The sequence below is a fragment of the Gemmobacter serpentinus genome (genome assembly GCF_008973825.1).
GTDB classification, from domain to species: domain Bacteria; phylum Pseudomonadota; class Alphaproteobacteria; order Rhodobacterales; family Rhodobacteraceae; genus Gemmobacter; species Gemmobacter serpentinus.
Genome location: NZ_WCHR01000006.1, coordinates 83,945 through 103,106, shown reverse-complemented (window position 1 = coordinate 103,106; position 19,162 = coordinate 83,945). Strand labels below are relative to the sequence as shown.

Annotated in this window: 18 protein-coding genes; 9 read left to right on the top strand and 9 right to left on the bottom strand. The window is 64.3% G+C overall.

The genetic code is table 11. The features are described 5' to 3' along the window. Positions 1–17: 17 nt before the first annotated feature. Positions 18–1,025 carry an ABC transporter permease gene (locus GBJ34_RS04540; protein ID WP_151718086.1) on the top strand — a complete coding sequence of 336 codons (1,008 nt, stop codon included), beginning with the start codon at positions 18–20 and terminating at the stop codon, positions 1,023–1,025. After that, a complete protein-coding gene (locus tag GBJ34_RS04535) occupies positions 1,018–1,911 on the top strand; it encodes an ABC transporter permease (protein ID WP_226341040.1) in 894 nt (297 codons plus the stop codon). The genes GBJ34_RS04540 and GBJ34_RS04535 overlap by 8 nt, the downstream gene beginning before the upstream one ends. A gap of 66 nt (positions 1,912–1,977) precedes the next feature. Here the strand turns inward: GBJ34_RS04535 and GBJ34_RS04530 are convergent, their stop codons facing one another. The 3 genes from GBJ34_RS04530 to GBJ34_RS04520 all read right to left on the bottom strand — a co-directional run bounded on the left by GBJ34_RS04530 (position 1,978) and on the right by GBJ34_RS04520 (position 6,506). Beyond that, on the bottom strand, positions 1,978–3,264 hold the full coding sequence (locus GBJ34_RS04530; protein WP_151718084.1) for a DUF3422 family protein: 1,287 nt from the start codon (positions 3,262–3,264) through the stop codon (positions 1,978–1,980). Between the two features lie 218 nt (positions 3,265–3,482). Beyond that, a complete protein-coding gene (locus GBJ34_RS04525; protein WP_151718083.1) occupies positions 3,483–4,916 on the bottom strand; it encodes an NAD(P)(+) transhydrogenase (Re/Si-specific) subunit beta in 1,434 nt (477 codons plus the stop codon). A 15-nt stretch (positions 4,917–4,931) separates the two neighbouring features. Next, complete coding sequence (locus GBJ34_RS04520; RefSeq protein ID WP_151718082.1) at positions 4,932–6,506, bottom strand: Re/Si-specific NAD(P)(+) transhydrogenase subunit alpha; 1,575 nt, start codon at positions 6,504–6,506, stop codon at positions 4,932–4,934. Positions 6,507–7,032: 526 nt separating this feature from the next. Here GBJ34_RS04520 and kynU point away from each other — a divergent pair. The 4 genes from kynU to GBJ34_RS04500 all read left to right on the top strand — a co-directional run bounded on the left by kynU (position 7,033) and on the right by GBJ34_RS04500 (position 10,915). Further along, positions 7,033–8,229, top strand: a complete 1,197-nt coding sequence (kynU, locus tag GBJ34_RS04515) for a kynureninase (RefSeq protein ID WP_151718081.1) — start codon at positions 7,033–7,035, stop codon at positions 8,227–8,229. A gap of 191 nt (positions 8,230–8,420) precedes the next feature. Continuing rightward, positions 8,421–9,254, top strand: a complete 834-nt coding sequence (gene kynA, locus GBJ34_RS04510; RefSeq protein ID WP_151718080.1) for a tryptophan 2,3-dioxygenase — start codon at positions 8,421–8,423, stop codon at positions 9,252–9,254. Positions 9,255–9,351: 97 nt separating this feature from the next. Next, positions 9,352–10,479, top strand: a complete 1,128-nt coding sequence (locus tag GBJ34_RS21025; protein ID WP_151718079.1) for a L,D-transpeptidase — start codon at positions 9,352–9,354, stop codon at positions 10,477–10,479. 76 nt (positions 10,480–10,555) lie between these two features. Beyond that, positions 10,556–10,915, top strand: coding sequence for a DUF1304 domain-containing protein (locus GBJ34_RS04500; protein WP_151718078.1), 360 nt, complete (start codon positions 10,556–10,558; stop codon positions 10,913–10,915). A 60-nt stretch (positions 10,916–10,975) separates the two neighbouring features. On the opposite strand, the gene GBJ34_RS04495 is transcribed toward GBJ34_RS04500, so the two are convergent. Beyond that, positions 10,976–11,746 (bottom strand): gamma-glutamyl-gamma-aminobutyrate hydrolase family protein, encoded by a 771-nt coding sequence (locus tag GBJ34_RS04495; protein WP_151718077.1) that lies wholly within the window; start codon positions 11,744–11,746, stop codon positions 10,976–10,978. 203 nt (positions 11,747–11,949) lie between these two features. Here GBJ34_RS04495 and copM point away from each other — a divergent pair, with 203 nt between their 5' ends. After that, a complete protein-coding gene (gene copM, locus GBJ34_RS04490) occupies positions 11,950–12,318 on the top strand; it encodes a CopM family metallochaperone (RefSeq protein ID WP_151718076.1) in 369 nt (122 codons plus the stop codon). A gap of 5 nt (positions 12,319–12,323) precedes the next feature. Here copM and ygfZ read toward each other — a convergent pair whose 3' ends face one another. Beyond that, complete coding sequence (gene ygfZ, locus GBJ34_RS04485; protein WP_151718075.1) at positions 12,324–13,091, bottom strand: CAF17-like 4Fe-4S cluster assembly/insertion protein YgfZ; 768 nt, start codon at positions 13,089–13,091, stop codon at positions 12,324–12,326. A gap of 82 nt (positions 13,092–13,173) precedes the next feature. Further along, positions 13,174–14,928, bottom strand: coding sequence for an ABC transporter ATP-binding protein (locus tag GBJ34_RS04480; protein ID WP_151718074.1), 1,755 nt, complete (start codon positions 14,926–14,928; stop codon positions 13,174–13,176). Between the two features lie 427 nt (positions 14,929–15,355). Between GBJ34_RS04480 and GBJ34_RS04475 the strand changes: the two genes are divergently transcribed. Further along, a complete protein-coding gene (locus tag GBJ34_RS04475) occupies positions 15,356–16,561 on the top strand; it encodes a pyridoxal-phosphate-dependent aminotransferase family protein (protein WP_151718073.1) in 1,206 nt (401 codons plus the stop codon). Then, the gene (locus GBJ34_RS04470; protein ID WP_151718072.1) at positions 16,558–17,007 is read left to right on the top strand and encodes a GNAT family N-acetyltransferase; all 450 of its coding nucleotides are present in this window, start codon (positions 16,558–16,560) and stop codon (positions 17,005–17,007) included. Before GBJ34_RS04475 ends, GBJ34_RS04470 begins: the two co-directional genes overlap by 4 nt. Before the next feature lie 65 nt (positions 17,008–17,072). Here the strand turns inward: GBJ34_RS04470 and GBJ34_RS04465 are convergent, their stop codons facing one another. From GBJ34_RS04465 to GBJ34_RS04455, 3 genes are all read right to left on the bottom strand, one after another. After that, on the bottom strand, positions 17,073–17,903 hold the full coding sequence (locus tag GBJ34_RS04465) for a DUF481 domain-containing protein (protein ID WP_151718071.1): 831 nt from the start codon (positions 17,901–17,903) through the stop codon (positions 17,073–17,075). 293 nt (positions 17,904–18,196) lie between these two features. Beyond that, entirely contained in the window at positions 18,197–18,535 is a 339-nt protein-coding gene (locus GBJ34_RS04460) for a hypothetical protein (RefSeq protein ID WP_151718070.1), read from the bottom strand. A 137-nt stretch (positions 18,536–18,672) separates the two neighbouring features. Next, entirely contained in the window at positions 18,673–19,086 is a 414-nt protein-coding gene (locus GBJ34_RS04455; RefSeq protein WP_151718069.1) for an META domain-containing protein, read from the bottom strand. Positions 19,087–19,162 lie beyond the last annotated feature (76 nt).

The following is a 19,162-nucleotide window of genomic DNA, read 5'->3' as shown; positions in this document are numbered from 1 at the left end:
TCCTCTGATACCCGGCCATGCTCAGTTTCCTTTTGCGGCGCCTGCTTTTTGCGATCCCGACGCTGGCGCTGATTTCGGCGCTGGTCTTCTTCATGATCGATCTTGCGCCGGGCAGCCCGATGTCGGAGATCCCGCTGACCGTGCCACCCGAGGTGCGGGCGCAGATCCTTGCCGCGATGGGGGCGGACCAGCCTGCGCCGCTGCGCTATTTTCTATGGGTGCGGCAGATCGTCTGGTCAGAGCCGCTGCACGGGTTGGATGCCGCCCTTGGCACCAGCCTTGCCGGGGATGCGCCCCGGATGATCTCATGGCAATCCAAGGTGCCGGTCTTCGGCCTGATTGCCGAACGTCTGCCGCAAACCCTGACGGTGATCGGCGGCGGCTATCTGCTGGGCGTTCTGCTGGCGCTGCCCTTGGGGATGCGCGCAGCAGCGCGGCGCGGCGGCATTTTCGATCATGTCACAACCTTCCTTTCCGCGCTGGTGATCGCCATGCCCGGCTTCCTCATCGCGCAGGTGCTGATCCTGGTCTTCGCGGTAAAGCTGGGCTGGTTCCCCTCGGTCTATGACACAAATCTGCAGGTCCGTGACGGTGCCGGTCTTTACCGCATGGTGATGCAGATGGCGCTGCCGGTCATTGTATTGGCGTTGTTCAACTGCGCCGAAATCGGCCGCTATACCCGCGCGGCGGTGCTGGAACAGCTGGGCCAGGATTACACCCGCACCGCCCGCGCCAAGGGCCTGACCGACGGCCGCGTGTTGCGCGTCCATGTGCTGCGCAATGCCATGGCCCCGGTTGTCACCATCGTGGCGCTTGGCCTGCCTGCCATCTTTGGCGGTGCCATGGTGATCGAGCAGATCTTCCGCATCAACGGCATCGGGGCTGCGCTGATCGGTGCCATCCAGGTGGGAGACCTGCCGGTGATCCAGACCATCACCTTCCTTTACGCCGTGCTGATCGTGCTGAGCAACCTGCTCGCCGATCTGCTTTATGCCGTATTGGACCCGAGGGTCGTTCATGGCTGACCGCATCGTCGCAAACGGCCTTTGGCCGCGGTTCCGCCGCCAGGCTGCGGCGATGACGGCGCTCATGGTGCTGGCGCTGCTCATTTTGCTGGTGATCTGCGGCCCGTTGATCTGGCGGATTGATCCGCATTTCATCGACAGCGATCCGGTGCGGATGATCGGCCTGCGCAATCAGGCACCAAGCCTTGCGCATCCGCTCGGCACCGATCAATTGGGGCGCGACATGCTGGCGCGGTTGATGCTGGGCGGGCAGGTCTCGCTGGCGGTCGGGTTGGTCGCCATGCTGGTGGCGCTTGGCATCGGCACCGGGATCGGGTTGCTGGCGGGTTACTTCCGCCGCCTTGACGGCTGGCTGATGCGGCTGACCGATATCTTCCTGTCGCTGCCGGTTCTGCCCCTGATGCTGGTCATGATGTTCCTGTTCCGTGACGCGCTCGGGCGCTGGATCGGCCCCGGCGCGGGCAGTTTCGCGCTGATCGTGCTGGCCATTGGGCTGACGGGCTGGATGCCCGCAGCGCGTCTGGTCCGGGCCGAAGTGCTGTCGCTGCGCGAGCGTGACTTCATCCGCGCCGCCCGGGCCATCGGTGCCCCCGCCCCGCGCATCCTGCGCCACCACATCCTGCCCAATGTCTGGGCCCCGGTGCTGGTCGCGGCCAGCCTCGGCATATCCTCGGCGATCCTGACCGAAAGCATGTTGAGCTTTCTGGGCTTTGGCTTCCCCCCCGATATGCCGACATGGGGCCGCCTGCTGCATGAGGGTGTGGGGGCCATGCGCAGCCATCCCGACCGGCTGGTCTGGCCCGGTCTTGCGCTGACACTGACCCTGCTCTGCGTCACCTATATCGGCGAAGGCCTGCGCCGCGCGCTTGACCCGCGCCAGCACTGAGCCGCGGCATTTTCTGCCCCAAAATATCCCGCGGAGGGGCGCGAAGCCCCGCTGCCACCTCTCAACTCAGTGCATCGCCTTCCGAATGCGCCGGATCATCCACCAGACAGCGCCGATCACCGGCAAGACCAGCATCGCGGTCAGCATCTCTTTCGACAGCCCCGCCGCCTTCCCAAAGGGATAGGCCGCATAGCCGGCAAGGCTTACGGCATAATAGCTGATCGCCACCACCGACAGCCCCTCGACCGTGTGTTGCAAGCGCAACTGCAGATCGGCGCGGCGGTCCATGCTTTCCAGCAGACGCTGATTCTGCGCGCTACGTTCCACATCCACCCTTGTGCGCAGCAATTCCGCGGCCCGCGCGGCACGTTCTGCCATGGTGCGCAGCCGCGCCTCGGTGGATTTCACCGTGCGCATCGCCGGATCAAAGCGGCGCATCATGAACTCGCCAAAGGTCTGGCGCCCCGCCACCCGTTCCTCGCGCAAAACCGCGATACGCTGGTTCACGATGGCCTCATAGGCCGCCGTCGCGCCAAAGCGGAAGGAATAGCGCACGGCAAGGCTTTCCAGCTCGGCCGAGATGTCCAGCAGATCCTCCAGCAAGCCCTCAGCCGAATGCGCGCGGGTATCCAGCCCCGCCACCAGCGCCGACAACCGCGGGTCCAGCGCATTGAGGCGCGCCGAAAGCTCACGCGCCCGCGTCAGCCCCAGCATGGCCATGGCGCGATAGGTCTCGATCTCGCAAAGACGCTGGACGATACGGCCCATCCGCCGCTCGCCCACATCATCGCGCACGAAGACGGCAAAGCGCATGTGACCTGCCGCATCGATGCGGAAATCACCCGCAACAATTGCCGCCCCATCCACCACCGACGCCACGGCCAGGCTTTCGGCCACGAACCAGTCATCGATCCGCTTCAGCATGTCGGCGGCATCTGCAGGCATGGGCTCGACACGGATCAACAGCGACACCAGCCTCCGCCCCGGTGCATCAGCCAGCCATTCGGTGGGCAATGCCTCTGCCTCAGCCGGATCAAAGGGTCGGGCCGAGACGCCGGGCGAAAAGGCAGAATAGGTCACAAATTCCGTATGGCTTTCCCATTTCAGCTCCGCCCGCCCGATCGGGCCGGAAAAATGCGTGGCCCCCGGCTGCGGATGGGCAGATCCATAGCGGTCCAGCAGCGCCAGCAAATGGTTCCGATCGGCGATGCGGTCGCGGTTATGCGCCTCCAGCGGTTCCTTCACCGCGACATAGACCGCGCTGCACGGTGCCCATAGCACCGGAAAAGGGCGTGCGTGCAATTCATTCACCAGCGCGTAACGCTGGTCGTGATCGGGGATTTCAAGTGCCATGGTTTTTTCCGTGTCGCGCAGCAATCTTGCGCCATAAAAAAGCGAAGCCCCCGGCGGCATCACGGAAAAAACGCCCGGCAGGGGGGTATGCCGGGGCATACTTGTTTTTCTGTCACAACCCCACCCCGCAACCTGCAGGCGGTCATCGTTTCGGGGGCATCACAGGCAGAGGCCCCGGCTTTCACCGGGGCCACCATCGCATTATCGACGCAGGATCGTCACTCGATCATCGGCAGAAGCTGATCGATGCTCTTCTTCGCATCGCCATAGAACATCCGCGTATTCTCTTTGTAGAACAGCGGGTTCTCGATGCCCGAATAGCCGGTGCCCTGTCCGCGCTTGCTGACAAAAACCTGCTTGGCCTTCCAGCATTCCAAGACCGGCATCCCGGCGATGGGGCTGTTGGGGTCTTCCTGCGCGGCCGGGTTCACAATGTCATTGGAGCCAATGACGATGGCCACATCGGTCTCGGGGAAGTCCTCGTTGATCTCGTCCATTTCCAGCACGATATCGTAAGGCACCTTCGCCTCGGCCAAGAGCACGTTCATATGCCCGGGCAGACGGCCCGCCACCGGGTGAATGGCAAAGCGCACATTCTTGCCCTTGGCGCGCAGTTTGCGGGTCAGTTCGCTGACCGATTGCTGCGCCTGCGCCACCGCCATGCCGTAACCCGGAATGATGATGATGCTGTCGGCGTCGTTCAGCGCCGCCGCCACCCCATCGGCGTCGATCGCGATCTGCTCGCCCGTGACTTCCATCGCCGGGCCCGTGGTGCCGCCGAAGCCGCCCAGGATCACCGATACGAAGCTGCGGTTCATCGCCTTGCACATGATATAGCTCAGGATCGCGCCCGAAGAGCCCACCAGCGCACCGACCACAATCAGCAGGTCATTCGACAGCGAGAAGCCGATGGCCGCGGCCGCCCAGCCGGAATAGCTGTTCAGCATCGATACCACGACCGGCATGTCGGCACCGCCAATGCCCATGATCAGGTGATAGCCGATGAACAGCGCAGCCAGCGTCATCACCAGAAGCGCCAGCGTGGAACCCGACTGCAGATAGACCACCAGCAGCGCCAGCGAAATCAGCGCGGCACCCGCATTCAGCACATGGCCGCCCGGCAGCTTCTTGGCCTTGCCATCGACCTTGCCCGCCAGCTTGCCAAAGGCAATGACGGACCCGGTAAAGGTCACAGCCCCGATGAAGACACCCAGGAAGGTCTCCACCCGTAGGATCGCGATCTCCACCCCGGACTTATGCGCCACCACGGCGGCAAAGCCGTCAAGGGCGGCGCGTGCCGTCTCGTCCATCCCGGCCACGCGGACCAGTTCGATATGAGTGTTGAAGCCGATAAAGACCGCCGCAAGGCCGACAAGGCTGTGCATCGCCGCCACAAGCTGCGGCATCTCGGTCATCTGGACACGCTGCGCCACCACCCAGCCGATGGCACCACCGACGGCCACCATGACAAGGCTGATCAGCCAGTTGCCCGCGCCGGGGCCGTAAAGCGTGGCCGCCACCGCCAGCGCCATGCCGACAATGCCATACCACACCGCGCGCTTGGCGCTTTCCTGCCCCGACAGCCCGCCCAGCGACTGGATGAAGAGGACAGCCGCGACCACATAGGCCGCCGTCGTGAATCCGTATTCCATTGCTCGCGCCCTCCCTTACGACTTCTGGAACATGGCGAGCATCCGCCGGGTGACCATGAAGCCCCCGAAGATGTTGATCCCGGCCATGAAGACCGAAAGCGCCGCCAGAATGACCACCAGCCAATTGCCAGAGCCGATCTGCATCAGCGCGCCAAGGATGATGATCGAGGAGATCGCATTGGTCACCGCCATCAGCGGCGTGTGCAGGCTGTGCGAGACGTTCCAGATCACCTGGACGCCGACATAGACCGACAGCACGAACACGATGAAATGCGACATGAAGCTGGCCGGGGCGTAAAGGCCCGCCAGCAGGATCAGCGCGCCGCCGATGACCAGCATCCCCACCTGATTGCGGGTCTGGGCCTTGAAGGCGGCAACCTCTTTCGCGCGCTTTTCCTCAGGGGTCAGTTCCTTGACCTTTTCCTTCGGCTTTTGCGCGGCAATCGCCGCGATCTTCGGCGGCGGCGGCGGATAGGTGATCTCATGCGCCTTGGTGACGGTGGCACCACGGATCACGTCATCTTCCATGTTATGGTCGATGACGCCGTCTTTCTTCGGCGTGAGGTCGGTCAGCATATGCCGGATATTGGTGGCATAAAGCGTCGAGGCCTGCGCGGCCATGCGCGAGGGGAAATCGGTGTAACCGACGATGGTCACACCGTTCTCCGTCACGATCTTCTGGTCCGGCACCGTCAGGTCACAGTTGCCGCCGCGTTCGGCGGCAAGGTCCACGATGACCGAGCCGGGCTTCATCATCTGGACCATATCCTCGGTCCAGAGCTTCGGCGCGGGCCGGCCCGGGATCAGGGCGGTGGTGATGACGATATCCATCTCCGGCGCCAGTTCGCGGAACTTCTTCAGCTGCGCTTCACGGAACTCGGGGCTCGAGGGGGCGGCATAGCCACCCGTCGCCGCGCCATCGGTCTGGGCTTCAGAGAAATCGAGATAGACGAATTCAGCGCCCATCGATTCGATCTGTTCGGCCACTTCGGGACGCACGTCGAACGCATAGGTGATGGCGCCAAGGCTGGTCGAGGTGCCGATGGCGGCAAGACCCGCCACGCCTGCGCCCACGATCAGCACCTTTGCCGGGGGCACCTTGCCCGCCGCCGTCACCTGCCCGGTGAAGAAGCGGCCAAAGTTGTTGCCCGCCTCGATCACCGCGCGGTAGCCCGCGATATTGGCCATCGAGGACAGCGCATCCATCTTCTGGGCGCGCGAGATGCGCGGCACCATATCCATGGCGACCACGGTCGCGCCACGGGCCTTGGCCTGTTCCAGCAGTTCGGCATTCTGGGCAGGCCAGAAGAAGCTGATCAGAGTCTGGCCCTCGCGCAGCAGATCGACCTCCGCAGGCTCCGGCCCGCGCACCTTGACGACCACATCAGCCGCATCGAACACCGCCTTGGCCGTGGGCAGCACCTCGACCCCGGCCTTTTCATAGGCCGCGTCCGAGAACCCCGCCTTCGCGCCCGCGCCGCTTTCCACGACGCAAGTGTGACCAAGTTTCACCAGCTGCAGGGCCGAATCCGGCGTCAACGCGACCCGGTTCTCCCCCTCAAATATCTCTCTCGGTGCCCCGATCTTCACGGCTTCTCCCCCGTTCTGTGGCGCCTTGCGACGCGACCTCTTCCTGACTCGCTGCCGAGCGCGCAATTTTGTTTAGCCAGCGCGCAAGAAAATTTCAAAACCTGATTTCTGCTTTGCGGCAAGATTGCCGCAAAGCCTGTCTCAGTTTCGCGATGCTTTCGGCGATTCTCATGCCGGATGGCGGGCAAGGTCGCCGATGGCGCGCCAAATCGCGCCCTGCCCCGCCTATCAGGCAGGGCCCCGGCGCAATGGCCGTTCTGGGCAAAGGGGCGAAGCGTCATCCGATTCTCCGCGATTGCAGCCCGGCGCGCGCATATGGCAGATATCTGGCCCCGCACGTCTCGGGGTTGAGAATCTGTCGCATACGACCTGCAGGCGGTCGCCTCTGCACATATCAGCCCTGCGCCTTGACGCAAGGGCAACCGCCCCCCGTGCGCGCATGCCGGATGACATGGTGCTTGAAACCGCCGCGCGGCCCTGTTCCAATGCGCGCGGATCGGGCAGAGACCCGACCGGAGGAGGATATATGACGACCGATTTTGCTGTGACCCGTGCGCTGTTCGACCTGCCCGAAGGGGTGATTTATCTCGATGGCAATTCGCTGGGGCCCATGCCCAAGGCCGCGGCTGCCCGCGTGGCGCGCACCGTCACCGAGGAATGGGGGCAGATGCTCATCACCGGCTGGAACAAGGCCGGCTGGATGGAGCTGCCCTCCAAGATCGGGGATCGCATCGGCCGGCTGATCGGTGCGGAAAAGGGCAGTGTCGTGATGGGCGATACGCTGTCGATCAAGGTCTATCAGGCGCTGGCATCTGCCTTCGAGATGAACCCGACCCGCAAGGTTGTGCTGTCGGACACCGGCAACTTCCCCTCGGACCTTTACATCGCGCAGGGACTGTGCCGGACCCTGGGGCCGGATTACCAGCTGAAGACCGTGGCACCGGAAGACGTCATGGCGGCGCTGGATGACAGCGTGGCGGTGATGATGATCACCGAGGTCGATTACCGCACCGGCCGGCGTCATGACATGGCCGCGCTGACCAAGCGCGCGCATGAGGTGGGCGCGATTGCGATCTGGGATCTGGCGCATAGCGCGGGCGCGGTGCCGGTCGAGGTGGCCAAGGGTGGTGCCGATTTTGCGGTGGGTTGCAGCTACAAATACTTGAATTCCGGCCCCGGCGGCCCGGCCTTCATCTATGTCGCACCGCGCCATGCCGATATTGCGCGCCCGGCCCTTTCCGGCTGGCTGGGCCACGAAGCCCCCTTTGCCTTCGATCTCGATTATCGCCCCGGCAACGGGGTGGAGCGGATGCGCGTGGGCACGCCCCCGGTGATCCAGCTTGCGGCGCTGGAGGCCTCGCTCGATATCTGGGACAAGGTCGAGATGGCCGATATCCGCGCCGCATCGCTGGCGCTGACCGATCAGTTCATCGCCGGGGTGGAGGCCGCCTGCCCGGACCTCGACCTTGCAACCCCGCGCGATCATGCCAGCCGCGGCAGTCAGGTCAGCTTTCGCCACCCCGAGGGTTACGCCATCATGCAGGCCCTGATCGCGCGCGGTGTGATCGGTGATTTCCGCGCCCCCGACATCCTGCGTTTTGGCTTTACGCCGCTGTTCATCAATGCCGAGGACGTGGCGCAATCCATTGCGATCATTGCCGAGGTGATGGACCAGCGCCTGTGGGACCGCCCCGAATACAAGACCCGGGCCCGCGTGACCTGATGCAACCGGGGCACGCGATTTTTCGTCGAAAAATCGTTGCAGGATCTCTCGTCGAGAGGTCCTGCCCGCCGCTTTGCCGCCCCGCCGCATGGGTCTGTCTGTGGCGCAAGATGGGCAATTCTTCGGTGTTGAACCGGCGGGACGCGGCCTGAGGGCCGCCAATCCCCCTTTCAACATATCGGAGACATTCCATGACCCGACCTGATCCCGCCAAAGATGGCGCGCAGATGTCCTTTGACGGCCGCATGTCCTATGGCGACTATCTGCAGATTGACCGTATCCTGACCGCACAGGTGCCGCTGACCGGCGCGCATGACGAGTTGCTGTTCATCATCCAGCACCAGACATCCGAACTGTGGATGCGGCTTGCCTTGCACGAGATGGATGCGGCCCGCGCCGCGCTTGCCGGTGACCGCCCACGCGAGGCCTTCAAGATGCTGGCCCGGATCGCCCGGATCTTCGAGCAGTTGAATTCTGCATGGGACGTGCTGCGCACCATGACGCCCGCCGATTATTCGACCTTCCGTGACGGTCTTGGGCAAAGTTCTGGATTTCAGTCCTGGCAATACCGGCTGATCGAATATGCGGTCGGCAATCGCAATGCGGCGATGCTGAAACCCCATGCGCATCGCCCGGACCTGACCGCGATCCTGGAGGCAGAACTGGCCCGCCCCTCGCTTTATGACGAGGCGTTGCGCCTGCTGGCCCGGCAGGGCCTGCCGGTGCCCGCCGATGTGCTGAGCCGCGATCTGCGAGAGCCCTGGACCGTGCATGACGGCGTGGCCGCAGTCTGGGCGCAGGTCTACCGTGACCCGCAGGCGCATTGGGAAGCCTATGAATTGGCCGAGAAGCTGGTGGATTTCGAGGATTACTTCCGCCGCTGGCGTTTCAACCATGTGACCACCGTGGAACGGGTCATCGGCTTCAAACGCGGCACCGGCGGCACCTCTGGGATTCACTACCTGAAACGCATGTTGGAGGTCGAGTTGTTCCCGGAATTGTGGCACTTGCGCACGAGTCTGTGACTTTTCCGTGATGGACCCGAGGGGAACGCTTCGATAAAGCAGGAATTGTTATATCTGACGCAACAGTTCCCCAAGGGATTCTCAGGAGACGTTTGAGATGCTGCGCACTATGAGGGGTCTTGTGCTGGGGGGCGCGGTATTCGCCGCGCTCGCCGCCTGTGTGCCCACCGATCCTTCGTTGACCGAGGCGACCAAATCGCCCGAGGCTCCGGCCGGCCCGGTCATCAAACAGCCCGTGCCCGAGGATTTCGTGAATGCCTATGCCGCGCGGCAGGACGGCCAATTCGCGATTCCGGCGGTGCCCGAGGACAAGATCCCCGCGCATCTGCGCCGTCAGGTCGTCGATTACGCCTCCAATGATCCGGTCGGCACGATCATCATCGACCCGACCGCCAAGACCCTGCATCTGGTCACCGGGCCGGGCAAGGCGATGCGCTATGGCATCGCGGTCGGTGCTGATGGCTTCCAGTGGTCGGGTGAATCGCTGATCACCAATCGTCGCCACTGGCCGACCTGGACCCCCCCGAAAGAGATGATCGAGCGCAAGCCTTCGCTTGCCAAATGGGAAAAGGGCCAGCCCGGCGGGCCGACCAACCCGCTTGGGGCCCGCGCGCTGTATCTGACCACCAATGGTGTCGACCACGGATTCCGCATCCATGGCACGCCGGAATGGCAATCGATCGGGCGCAATGCCTCGTCGGGCTGTTTCCGCATGATCAACCAGGATGTGATGGACCTCTATGAGCGCGTGCCGAACGGCGTCAAGGTCATCGTGCTGAATGCCGATGGCAGCCGCCCGACCGGGTTGAAACTGCCGCCGCCCAAGCCCGCCAAGAAGAAAGCCGCACCAAAACCTGCGGCTGCGCCGACACCGGCGGTCAGTGCGACGAACCCCGGTGCCCCGGCACCCGGCTTCCCGACGATGACCGCGCCGGTGGTGACCCCGTCGCTGGGCGGTGCCCCGGCCGGCATCACCCCGACTGTGCCGACTGCGCCACAGCCGGTCGTAGCGCCCGCCACCCCGGTCGCCCCCGAAGCGCCCGCGACCCCTGCCCCGGTCGTGCCCGCGGCCCCTGCTGCGGTGACCCCGGTGGTGCCAGCAGCGCCCGCCGCTCCGGTTGCGCCTCTGGCCCCAGCAGCGCCTGCGGCCACCCCGGCGCCTGCGGTCACGCCTGCGGCCCCGGCGGCAACCTGCGTGCCGACCGCCGAAAAGCCCTGCCCGTAATCGCGACGCGCGTGCTAGGATCGATCAAGGGGTGGCCCCGCGCCGCCCCTTTTTCATTTCGCGAAAGGCCGGGCCCATGCTGACCACCACCCTCATTGCGCTGATTGCGGCGCTGCATCTGTGGATCATGGTGATGGAGATGTTTCTATGGACCACGCCGCGCGTGCGGCGCAGCTTTGGCACCACGGCCGAATTTGCCACAGCCACCAAGGTTCTGGCCGCCAATCAGGGGCTCTATAACGGCTTTCTGGCCGCAGGGCTGATCTGGGCCCTGATGGCGGGTCCGCAGGGTGCAGGTGCCGCCCCGGCAGGGTTCTTTCTGGGCTGCGTCTTGCTGGCCGGGATCTTCGGTGCGGCAACAGCCAGCCGCCGCATCCTCTATGTGCAGGCGTTGCCAGCCGCTATGGCATTGCTTGCGCTGGCCTTCCGCCTTTGATCCGGCGGTCGCTGATCTGGCCAAATCCGATCGGACAAGACCCGATCTGGCGGTGTCAGATCACGCAGCCTGACGGGTCATCCACTCGGCGCAGGCCTGGCCAAAGGCCTTGAACAAGGGCCGCGAGACCGGATCGCCTGCCGCATTCCATTCCGGGTGCCATTGCACCGACAGGGTAAAGCCCGGCGCATCCTTGACAAAGATCGCCTCGGGCGTGCCGTCAGGCGCCAGCCCATCGATCACCACACGCGCCCCGGGGCGGTTGATGCCCTGCCCGTGCAGCGTGTTGGTCATCACCTCATCGCTGCCCATCAGCCGGGCAAACACGCCGCCGGGGGTAAAGCGCACGGAATGGCGCAGCGCGAACTTTTCCTCGATCGATCCATCGGGCGGCATCCGATGGTTCATCCGCCCCGGCAGATCGCGGATCTCGGGGTAAAGCGTGCCACCCATGGCCACATTCACCTCCTGAAAACCGCGGCAGATGCCGAAAAACGGCTGGCCGCTTTCGACACAGGCACGGATCAGCGGCAGGGTCACCGCATCGCGCAGCCGGTCAAATGCACCATGGGCAGGGGTTTCCGCCTCGCCATATTCGCTGGGATGAACATTGGGCCGCCCGCCGGTCAGCAGGAACCCGTCGCAAAGGCGCATCAGTTCCTGCACGCAGACCAGCCGGGGGTCGGAGGGGATGATGATCGGCAAGCAGCCCGAGACCTCGGCCACCGCTTCGGAATTCATCGTGCCACCGACATGCACAGGGTAGCTGTCATTCAGCAGCCCCATGTTTCCAATGATGCCCACCACGGGGCGGCGAACCATTCTTGCCATCTGCGTCACCTGTTTGCGCGATAAGATTAACGCGAGGCCCGGCAGGGTTGAAGGGGAAAACCCGGAAACTTCGGTGCAGGGATGCAGGGTGATCCTGCGCCGATACGCCCATGGGCAAAACGGCCTCCTCACGCCGGTTTGATTACCCTTCCAGTAACCGTAAGCCTCTAGGGTGTCCGTTGTTCATGACAGGAGCCACGTTCATGCCCCAAAACCGTCTCGCAGCCCTTGCCCTGCTTCCCACCCTGCTGGTGGTGCCGATGCTGGCCCATGCCCAGGATCACACCGGCCACGCCGCGCCCGCCGCCAGCGCCGAAACGGCCTCCACCGAAGCCTACAAGGCCGCCAATGCCGCGATGCATGGCGCGATGGAGGTGCCGTTTACCGGCGATGCCGATATCGATTTTCTGCAAGGCATGATCCCGCATCATGAAGGCGCGGTGGCCATGGCGCGGATCGCGCTGGAACATGGCAAAGACCCGGAGGTGCGGGCGCTGGCCGAACAGGTCATCACCGCGCAAGAGGCCGAAATTGCCTGGATGCAGGCCAAGCTGAAGGCGTTGCAACCCTGAGCGCGTCAGCCCTGCGGCGCGGGGCCTTCCCGCGTCAGCAGGGCCTCGCCCGCCCGCAAGGGCCCATCCATCCGGTCAAAGCGCATATGCGCCAGGGCGCGCGCCCCCGATTGGGTGCCAAGCCGCCCGGCCTCGCGCCCGTCTTCCATCAGGATCGGGGTGCCGGGTTCGGCCGCGCCGGAAATCGCCAGCCGTGTCAGCCCCTTGCGCAGCTCGGTCTTGTGCTTCATCCGCGCCGTGACCTCCTGGCCCACATAGCATCCCTTGCGGAAATCGACGCCATGCAGCGCCTCGAACCCCGCCTCAAGGATGAAGGTCTCATCCGGGATCAGCTCGATCCCGATTTCGGGGATCAGATGCGCGACCCGGATCGCATCCCAATCGATCGCCTGTTCAGGCAGCGCCGCGCCGTAATGACGCCAGCCAAGTGCCGGATGACGCGGATCGGGCAGCGCGCCTTCGGGGGCGTCGCCGGTGCCGCGTGTCATCACCAGATCGCTGGGCGCGATCTGCACCTGCGCCCGCAGCCGATACATGTTCAGCCGCCGCAGCGTCGCATCAGCATAGGGGTCTGGCAGATCCAGCAGCAGGTCCGTCCCGTTCTCGGCCGTTCCGGTATTGGCGATAAAGAAATCGACCAGAAACTTGCCCTGCGGCGACAGCAAGGCGGCATAGACCAGCCCCGGCTCTTTCAGCCGCAGCACATCATTGGTGACAAGCCCTTGCAGGAAGCTCAGGCTGTCCGGCCCGGTCAGGCTGACCAATCGACGCATGGGGATATTCCTTCCGGCTCCGGCCTTGAAACTCTCAGACATCTCATCTCTCAGGCCTTGAACTTCTCAGTCCGTGAACTTCTCAGTCCTTGAATTGCAGACGATAGAGATCGGCATAAAGCCCGCCCTTTGCAAGCAGGCTGTCATGCGTGCCTTCCTCGACCACCCGTCCGCGATCCAGCACCACGATCTTGTCGGCCTCGCGCACGGTGGCCAGCCTATGGGCAATGACAAGCGTGGTGCGGCCCTGCCCCAGACGGGTCAGCGCCTCTGACACCACCGCCTCGGAGGCCGCATCAAGCGCCGATGTCGCCTCGTCCAGCAGCAGCACCGGCGCGCCCGCCACCAGCGCCCGCGCAATCGCCACGCGCTGCCGCTGCCCGCCCGACAGCGCCGATCCACGCGGGCCCGCGGGCGTATCAAGACCCTGCGGCAGCGCCTTCACGAAATCGCTGACATGGGCGGCCTGCAAGGCGGCCCCCAGCCGTTCGTCGGCCAGATCGCGCCCCAACGTCACATTCTCGCGTAGGGTCTCGTCGAACAGCATCGCGTCTTGCGAGACGACGGCAAATTCGGCGCGCAGATCCTCCAGCGTCAGATGGTCAATCGGCACACCGCCAAGGGTGATGCGGCCCGATGCCGGTTCCGCCATCCCGGTCAGCAACTGGAACACCGTCGATTTGCCCGCCCCCGATGCACCGACCAGCGCGGTCATCTTTCCGGCCTCGGCGGTGAAGCTCAGGCCTTCCAGCACGGGGCGGTCGCCATAGCCAAAGCGCACATCCTCCAGCGCAATCGTGGGCAGGCCGGGCGCGCGTGTGGCTTTGCCCGCATTGGGGCGCGCGGGCGGCACGGTGTCGAAGAGGCGGAAGATCCGCTCCAGCGAGGCGGAGGCGATCTGCCAGATCCCGGCCTGATCGCCCAGACGGCGGATCGGCTGGAAAGTCAGCGCCATGGCGGTGAAGAAGGCCATGAACTCACCCGTGGTGCGGCTGCCTTCGGCAATCTCGCGCCCGCCCAGCATCAGCACGGTGAAGAAGCCGATGCCGGTGATCACGTCAATCAGCGCCGGGATGGTGGCGCGGCCCAGCGTCGTGCGCACCTCGGCCCGCACGATGGTGTCGACGATGCGGCGGAAGCGGTCGGTCTGATAGCCCTCCATCTGGTTCAGCTTGATCGCCTGAATGCCGTGGAAGATCTCGTCCAGCCTGGTGGCGCGCAAACCCGCCTGATGGCGCATCTGCATGGTCTTGCGGCGGATATAGCGCTGGATCAGCGCGGCGGGCGCGATCAGCAGCGGCGCACCAATCAGTGCTGCCAGCGTCCAGTGCACATCGATCGACAGCGCAACCGCAAACAGCGACAGAAGCGCGATCATGTCGCGCCCAACCCCGGTGATGACCGAGGACCAGACGCCCTGCACGGCGGCGGTATCGCCCACCACCCGCTCCATCAGGGCACCGGGCGGGTTCTCCTGGAAAAACCTGTTGTCCAGCGTCAGCACATGCGCCAGCAGATCGACCTGCATCGCGGTGGACGACCGCTGCGCAATCGTGGTCAGCAGGGTTTTAGACCCGACCGAGGTGACGGCCCGCACGAGAAACAGCGCAAAGATCGCAGCCCCCACCAGCGGCAGTTCCGCGCTGCCCCCCGGGGCAAAGACCCGGTCAAACAGCGGCTCCAGCAGCCAGGACAGCGCACCAAGGGTGGACCCTTCGATCACCATCAGCAGGAAAGCCAGCACCATTTTCAGGCGGTGTTTGCCCAGATAGCCCCGCCAGAGCCGCCCGAACAGGCGACCAGAGGCATAGCGTGGATCGGTGGGGGCTTTCGGCAAGGGCGGGCTCCGGCAGGTTACCCCCTTGGCATAACCTTTGGGGCGGGGGGCGGCAAGCCGCGCGCCAAAGCCCCATATTTCCAGCCGGCATCCCATTTCCCTCAGCCACGCTGCCATACCTTGGAGCCACAGAGACAGGCACAGGCACAGGCACAATCCCTCAAGTCCCAAGCACCCTACCATTCTTCTTTTCTGAAATATTCCCAGGGGGGCAGGCCGCATAGGGGCCGTAGGGCGCGCGCGGCCTTCGTCATCCCCGGTTACTGCGACTCGCATGGCCATCGGCATCTTTGCCGTGAAGCTGGCGGCCACGTCACGCTCTTACTGCAAGCCCTCAGTGTCGGGATGGGACCACTCCACGTCGCGACGGGCTAGACCTAAACCCAAGCCGGGCGTAGCCATGTAGGATCGCATAGGAGAATTGTGAATGTCGCTTGCCCATGGTCGCCCCTATCTGGCCATTCCCGGCCCCTCGGTCATTCCCGATCGAGTATTGTCGGCCATGCACCGGGCCTCGCCCAATATCTATGCAGGCGCGTTGCCAGAGATGGTCGCGGGGCTTTGGCCGGATCTGAAACGGCTGGCGGGAACAACCGGCCATGTCGGCATCTGGCTCGCCAATGGCCATGGGGCCTGGGAGGCTGCGAATTCCAACCTGTTCTCGCGCGGGGAAAAAGCCTTGGTGCTTTCGACCGGAAGGTTCGGTCTTAGCTGGGCAGAAAGCGCATCAAAGGCCGGAATCGAGGTTGAATTGTTCGATTTTGGTAGGTCCACCCCGGCCGATCCGAACCGGCTGGAAAGCGCGCTGCGGGCCGATCCCCGGCATGAGATCAAGGCGGTTCTGGTGACCCAGACCGACACCTCCTCCAGTCTGCGCAATGACATTGCGGCGCTACGGGCGGCCATTGACGCGGCGGGCCATCCGGCCCTGTTGGCGGTGGATGGCATCGCCTCGATGGGTTGCGACGAAATGCGGATGGATGACTGGGGCGTCGATCTGATCGTCGGTGCCAGCCAGAAGGGGCTGATGGTGCCGCCCGGCCTTGGCCTGATCTGGGCATCGGAACGCGCGGTGGCACGGTGCAAGGGCGCAGATTTGCGCACGCCCTATTGGGACTGGACGCCGCGCTTCAACGCGACCGAGTTCTGGCAGCACTGGTATGGCACCGCGCCGACCCATCACCTGTTCGGGCTGCGCGAAAGCCTGGATATGATCTTTGAGGAAGGGCTGGAGGCGGTGTGGAAGCGTCACAAGGCCCTGGCCCGTGCGGTCTGGGCGGCGTTTGATGCCTGGGGCGCGGATCACCCGCATATCGCGCTGAACGTGGCAGATCCGGCGCAGCGCGGCCATGGCGTGACGGCGGCCCGCATTGGCCCGGCCCCCGCCGCAACCCGCCTGCGCGCATGGACCGAGACGCGCGCAGGCGTCACCCTTGGCATCGGGCTGGGGATGGACACCGCCGACGATCCGCGTTCGGACGGATCGCTCCGCGTCGCGCATATGGGCCATGTGAACGCGCATATGACGCTTGGCGCGCTGGCGGTGATGGAGGCCGGGATGCAGGCCCTGAACATCCCGCATGGTGCCGGCGCGGTCGAGGCAGCGGCGCGCGTCATCGCGCAATCGGCATGATCCGCCGCGCCACACTCCAGGATCTGGAGAACGCAAAGGCGGTGCTGGAGGCCGCCTTTAGCCCCTTCATCGCCCAGATCGGCCGCCGCCCTGCCCCGATGGAGCGCGACCTTGCCCCTGCGATCGCAGCGGGCCAGCTGACGCTTGCAGGCACCGCACCGGCAATGGGGCTTCTGTTCTGCTACGCCCAAGGCGATGCGCTGGAGATCGACATTCTGGCCGTGCACCCGGCGGCGCAGGGTCAGGGCCTTGGCCGCCGCCTGATGGCCGAGGCCGAGCGCATCGCCCGGGATCAGGGCGTGGGGGCCATCACGCTTTACACCAATGCGCTGATGACAGGGGCGCAGCGGCTTTATGACGGGCTCGGCTTCACCGTGACCGCACGCGCACGCCAAGACGGGTTTGACCGGCTGTTCTACCGCAAAGACCTGCCGCAAACCTTTTGAGACAAAAGAAAAAAGGGGCAGGTCTCCCTGCCCCGAGTTCACGATGAAAAGATCGGTGTCGGGGCTTAGAAGCCCATGACCAGCGACACGCCCAGCTTATTGTCTGTGCGGATCGCGCGGGCCTCGTTATACTCGGTCAGATAGCTGACGCGGGTGGCCATCCGGTCCGACATCTTGAAGTTCACGCCAAGATCGTTGTTCACCCGCAGCGCCGTGTCCGAATAGAGGACATCGGTGTCGTTGGTGGCAAAGATGTTCTCGTTGAACTTGTAGAAGAAGCGCGACGAGGCAATGTAGCCGGTCTCGGTCGTGCTCTGGTCAAGCCCGTCCTTCAGATAGCTGACCCCGATACCTGCCTGCACACGCCAGCTCATTTCGGGGGTGTTGATCACCCGGTAGCCCGGACCGAAGCCAAGGAAGGCGTCGGTCTTGGTATCGGTTGCAACATTTGCCAGACCATCGGTTTCAACGCGGCCCAATGCGAAAGCATAGAGGTTGTCGTTGAAGTAGTAGTTCGCATCATAGACGGCGAAGGTATCTTCCTTGGTCTTGGAATTGTCATCCTCGGCAAAGTCCAGCGCCACGCCGATGTTGTGAACCCACGGGCCCGAAGCATAGCGCATCCGAGCGCCGACGGTCAGTTCCTGGCTTTCGTTATTGCCGGTCTTGCCCGAATAGCCCAGCGAGGCCGAGCCGGTCAGACCCTGACGGAATTCAGGGTTGCCAAAGCGCGCAGCATCCTCGGCGCGGGCCAGATCATCATTCACCGCTTCCTCGACATCGTCGATACGGTCATTGAGCGCCTTGGTGCCGATAAGCTCGCCCTGCGCGAAAACTGGCGCGGCCAGCAGCATGGCGATAGCGGAGGCACCGGCGAGACGGAGGTTCTGGGTCATATCCCTTAATCCTTTCACTTGCATCTCCCGTCGCAACATCCAGCGGCGGGTTGTGGAGGACACATGACCATGCCGGGCGGCGCTTCAAGGCAGCAGCGTGACAGGGCGGAAAACCGCGCAGAAAGGTGCCAAAACCGAAGGGCTGAACGTGCGGTTCACAGCCCCGAAGGGGGGCGTTCCATTTCTTGACGCCACGTCAGAAATCCATCGTGCGAGGGCTGCAACAGGTGGAGCAAAAACAAAAAAGCCCGGGATCACCCCGGGCTTTGCGCAAGATCTGGCGGTGCGACTCGTCACCGCTTCAGATATTTGCGATCCAGCCTTGCGCCAGGCCCCTGGGTCGGTGTTGCAGCACGCATCCGAACCGGCACCAGAGCGGGCGATTTCAGGCCACCGCGCGGGCTGTCATCATGATCTGCCTGACGCATGACCGCGATGGCGAATTGCGCCCCCGCAAAGATCACCCCGTTGGACACGAACAGCATCAGCCCGCCGATCCAGCCATTGCTGGTCTCCAACACCAGATGACCAAGATTGCCGATGTTCAGCCCGACCAATGCCGCGACAAACAGCGCCGAAAGCGCAAAGCCTATGGCGACATTGACGATGTAGAGACGGACAAGTTTCGGCATGACGATTCCCCCTGCGCTCCCGTTCGGGCATCCCGGAATGCTAGCACCCTGCCCGCCATGTGCCAGAGGCAAAGCGTCGCAGCCGGGTCGCAATGTGCGGCAATCCGCTCGGTCTGCGCCACTTCGCCGAACGCGCCTTACGGAGCCTTGGCGGTGAATTCCATGCGAACCCCATCGCTGCCGGTCAGGATCAGCTTGTCGCCCTCTATCGCGGCGGTGCTGATCTGGCCAAGCGCGGTCAGGAAAGCCCCCTCTGCCTCCAGATCCGGGCAGGCCATACGGGTAGCCCCGGCTTGCCCAATGCGGAAATCAGGCAAGCTGCCCTCGACCGCGCCGAACCAGCGATTGCAGGGGGCCTGCCCGCTGGCCTTCCCCGCCTCGCGCAGATCCATCGTCACGCGGGGCGGCAGGCTGTCACCGGAGAAACCGACAAGCTGCCATTCCTTCGCCACAGCCTCGGACGAAGGCGTGGCCTCTGACGTGGGCTGGCAGGCCGCAAGGGAAAGCGTGGCCGCAAGAACAGTGGTGGTGGCAAGAACCGGGCGTTTCATCGGGGCAACCCTTTGTTTGGATACGGCGCAGGACGATCCTGCAGCTATATCATGGGACGCGGGCAAAGGCGCGATC

What these genes read in the sequence shown, in the direction of transcription:
- GBJ34_RS04500 (WP_151718078.1), top strand. Translation starts at nt 10,556, where the DNA reads ATGCTGACCACCACCCTCATTGCGCTGATTGCGGCGCTGCATCTGTGG.
- GBJ34_RS04530 (WP_151718084.1), bottom strand. Translation starts at nt 3,264, where the DNA reads ATGGCACTTGAAATCCCCGATCACGACCAGCGTTACGCGCTGGTGAAT.
- ygfZ (WP_151718075.1), bottom strand. Translation starts at nt 13,091, where the DNA reads ATGCGTCGATTGGTCAGCCTGACCGGGCCGGACAGCCTGAGCTTCCTG.
- GBJ34_RS04525 (WP_151718083.1), bottom strand. Translation starts at nt 4,916, where the DNA reads ATGGAATACGGATTCACGACGGCGGCCTATGTGGTCGCGGCTGTCCTC.
- kynU (WP_151718081.1), top strand. Translation starts at nt 7,033, where the DNA reads ATGACGACCGATTTTGCTGTGACCCGTGCGCTGTTCGACCTGCCCGAA.
- GBJ34_RS04535 (WP_226341040.1), top strand. Translation starts at nt 1,018, where the DNA reads ATGGCTGACCGCATCGTCGCAAACGGCCTTTGGCCGCGGTTCCGCCGC.
- GBJ34_RS04475 (WP_151718073.1), top strand. Translation starts at nt 15,356, where the DNA reads ATGTCGCTTGCCCATGGTCGCCCCTATCTGGCCATTCCCGGCCCCTCG.
- GBJ34_RS04540 (WP_151718086.1), top strand. Translation starts at nt 18, where the DNA reads ATGCTCAGTTTCCTTTTGCGGCGCCTGCTTTTTGCGATCCCGACGCTG.
- copM (WP_151718076.1), top strand. Translation starts at nt 11,950, where the DNA reads ATGCCCCAAAACCGTCTCGCAGCCCTTGCCCTGCTTCCCACCCTGCTG.
- GBJ34_RS04455 (WP_151718069.1), bottom strand. Translation starts at nt 19,086, where the DNA reads ATGAAACGCCCGGTTCTTGCCACCACCACTGTTCTTGCGGCCACGCTT.
- GBJ34_RS04460 (WP_151718070.1), bottom strand. Translation starts at nt 18,535, where the DNA reads ATGCCGAAACTTGTCCGTCTCTACATCGTCAATGTCGCCATAGGCTTT.
- GBJ34_RS04465 (WP_151718071.1), bottom strand. Translation starts at nt 17,903, where the DNA reads ATGACCCAGAACCTCCGTCTCGCCGGTGCCTCCGCTATCGCCATGCTG.
- GBJ34_RS21025 (WP_151718079.1), top strand. Translation starts at nt 9,352, where the DNA reads ATGCTGCGCACTATGAGGGGTCTTGTGCTGGGGGGCGCGGTATTCGCC.
- kynA (WP_151718080.1), top strand. Translation starts at nt 8,421, where the DNA reads ATGACCCGACCTGATCCCGCCAAAGATGGCGCGCAGATGTCCTTTGAC.
- GBJ34_RS04495 (WP_151718077.1), bottom strand. Translation starts at nt 11,746, where the DNA reads ATGGCAAGAATGGTTCGCCGCCCCGTGGTGGGCATCATTGGAAACATG.
- GBJ34_RS04470 (WP_151718072.1), top strand. Translation starts at nt 16,558, where the DNA reads ATGATCCGCCGCGCCACACTCCAGGATCTGGAGAACGCAAAGGCGGTG.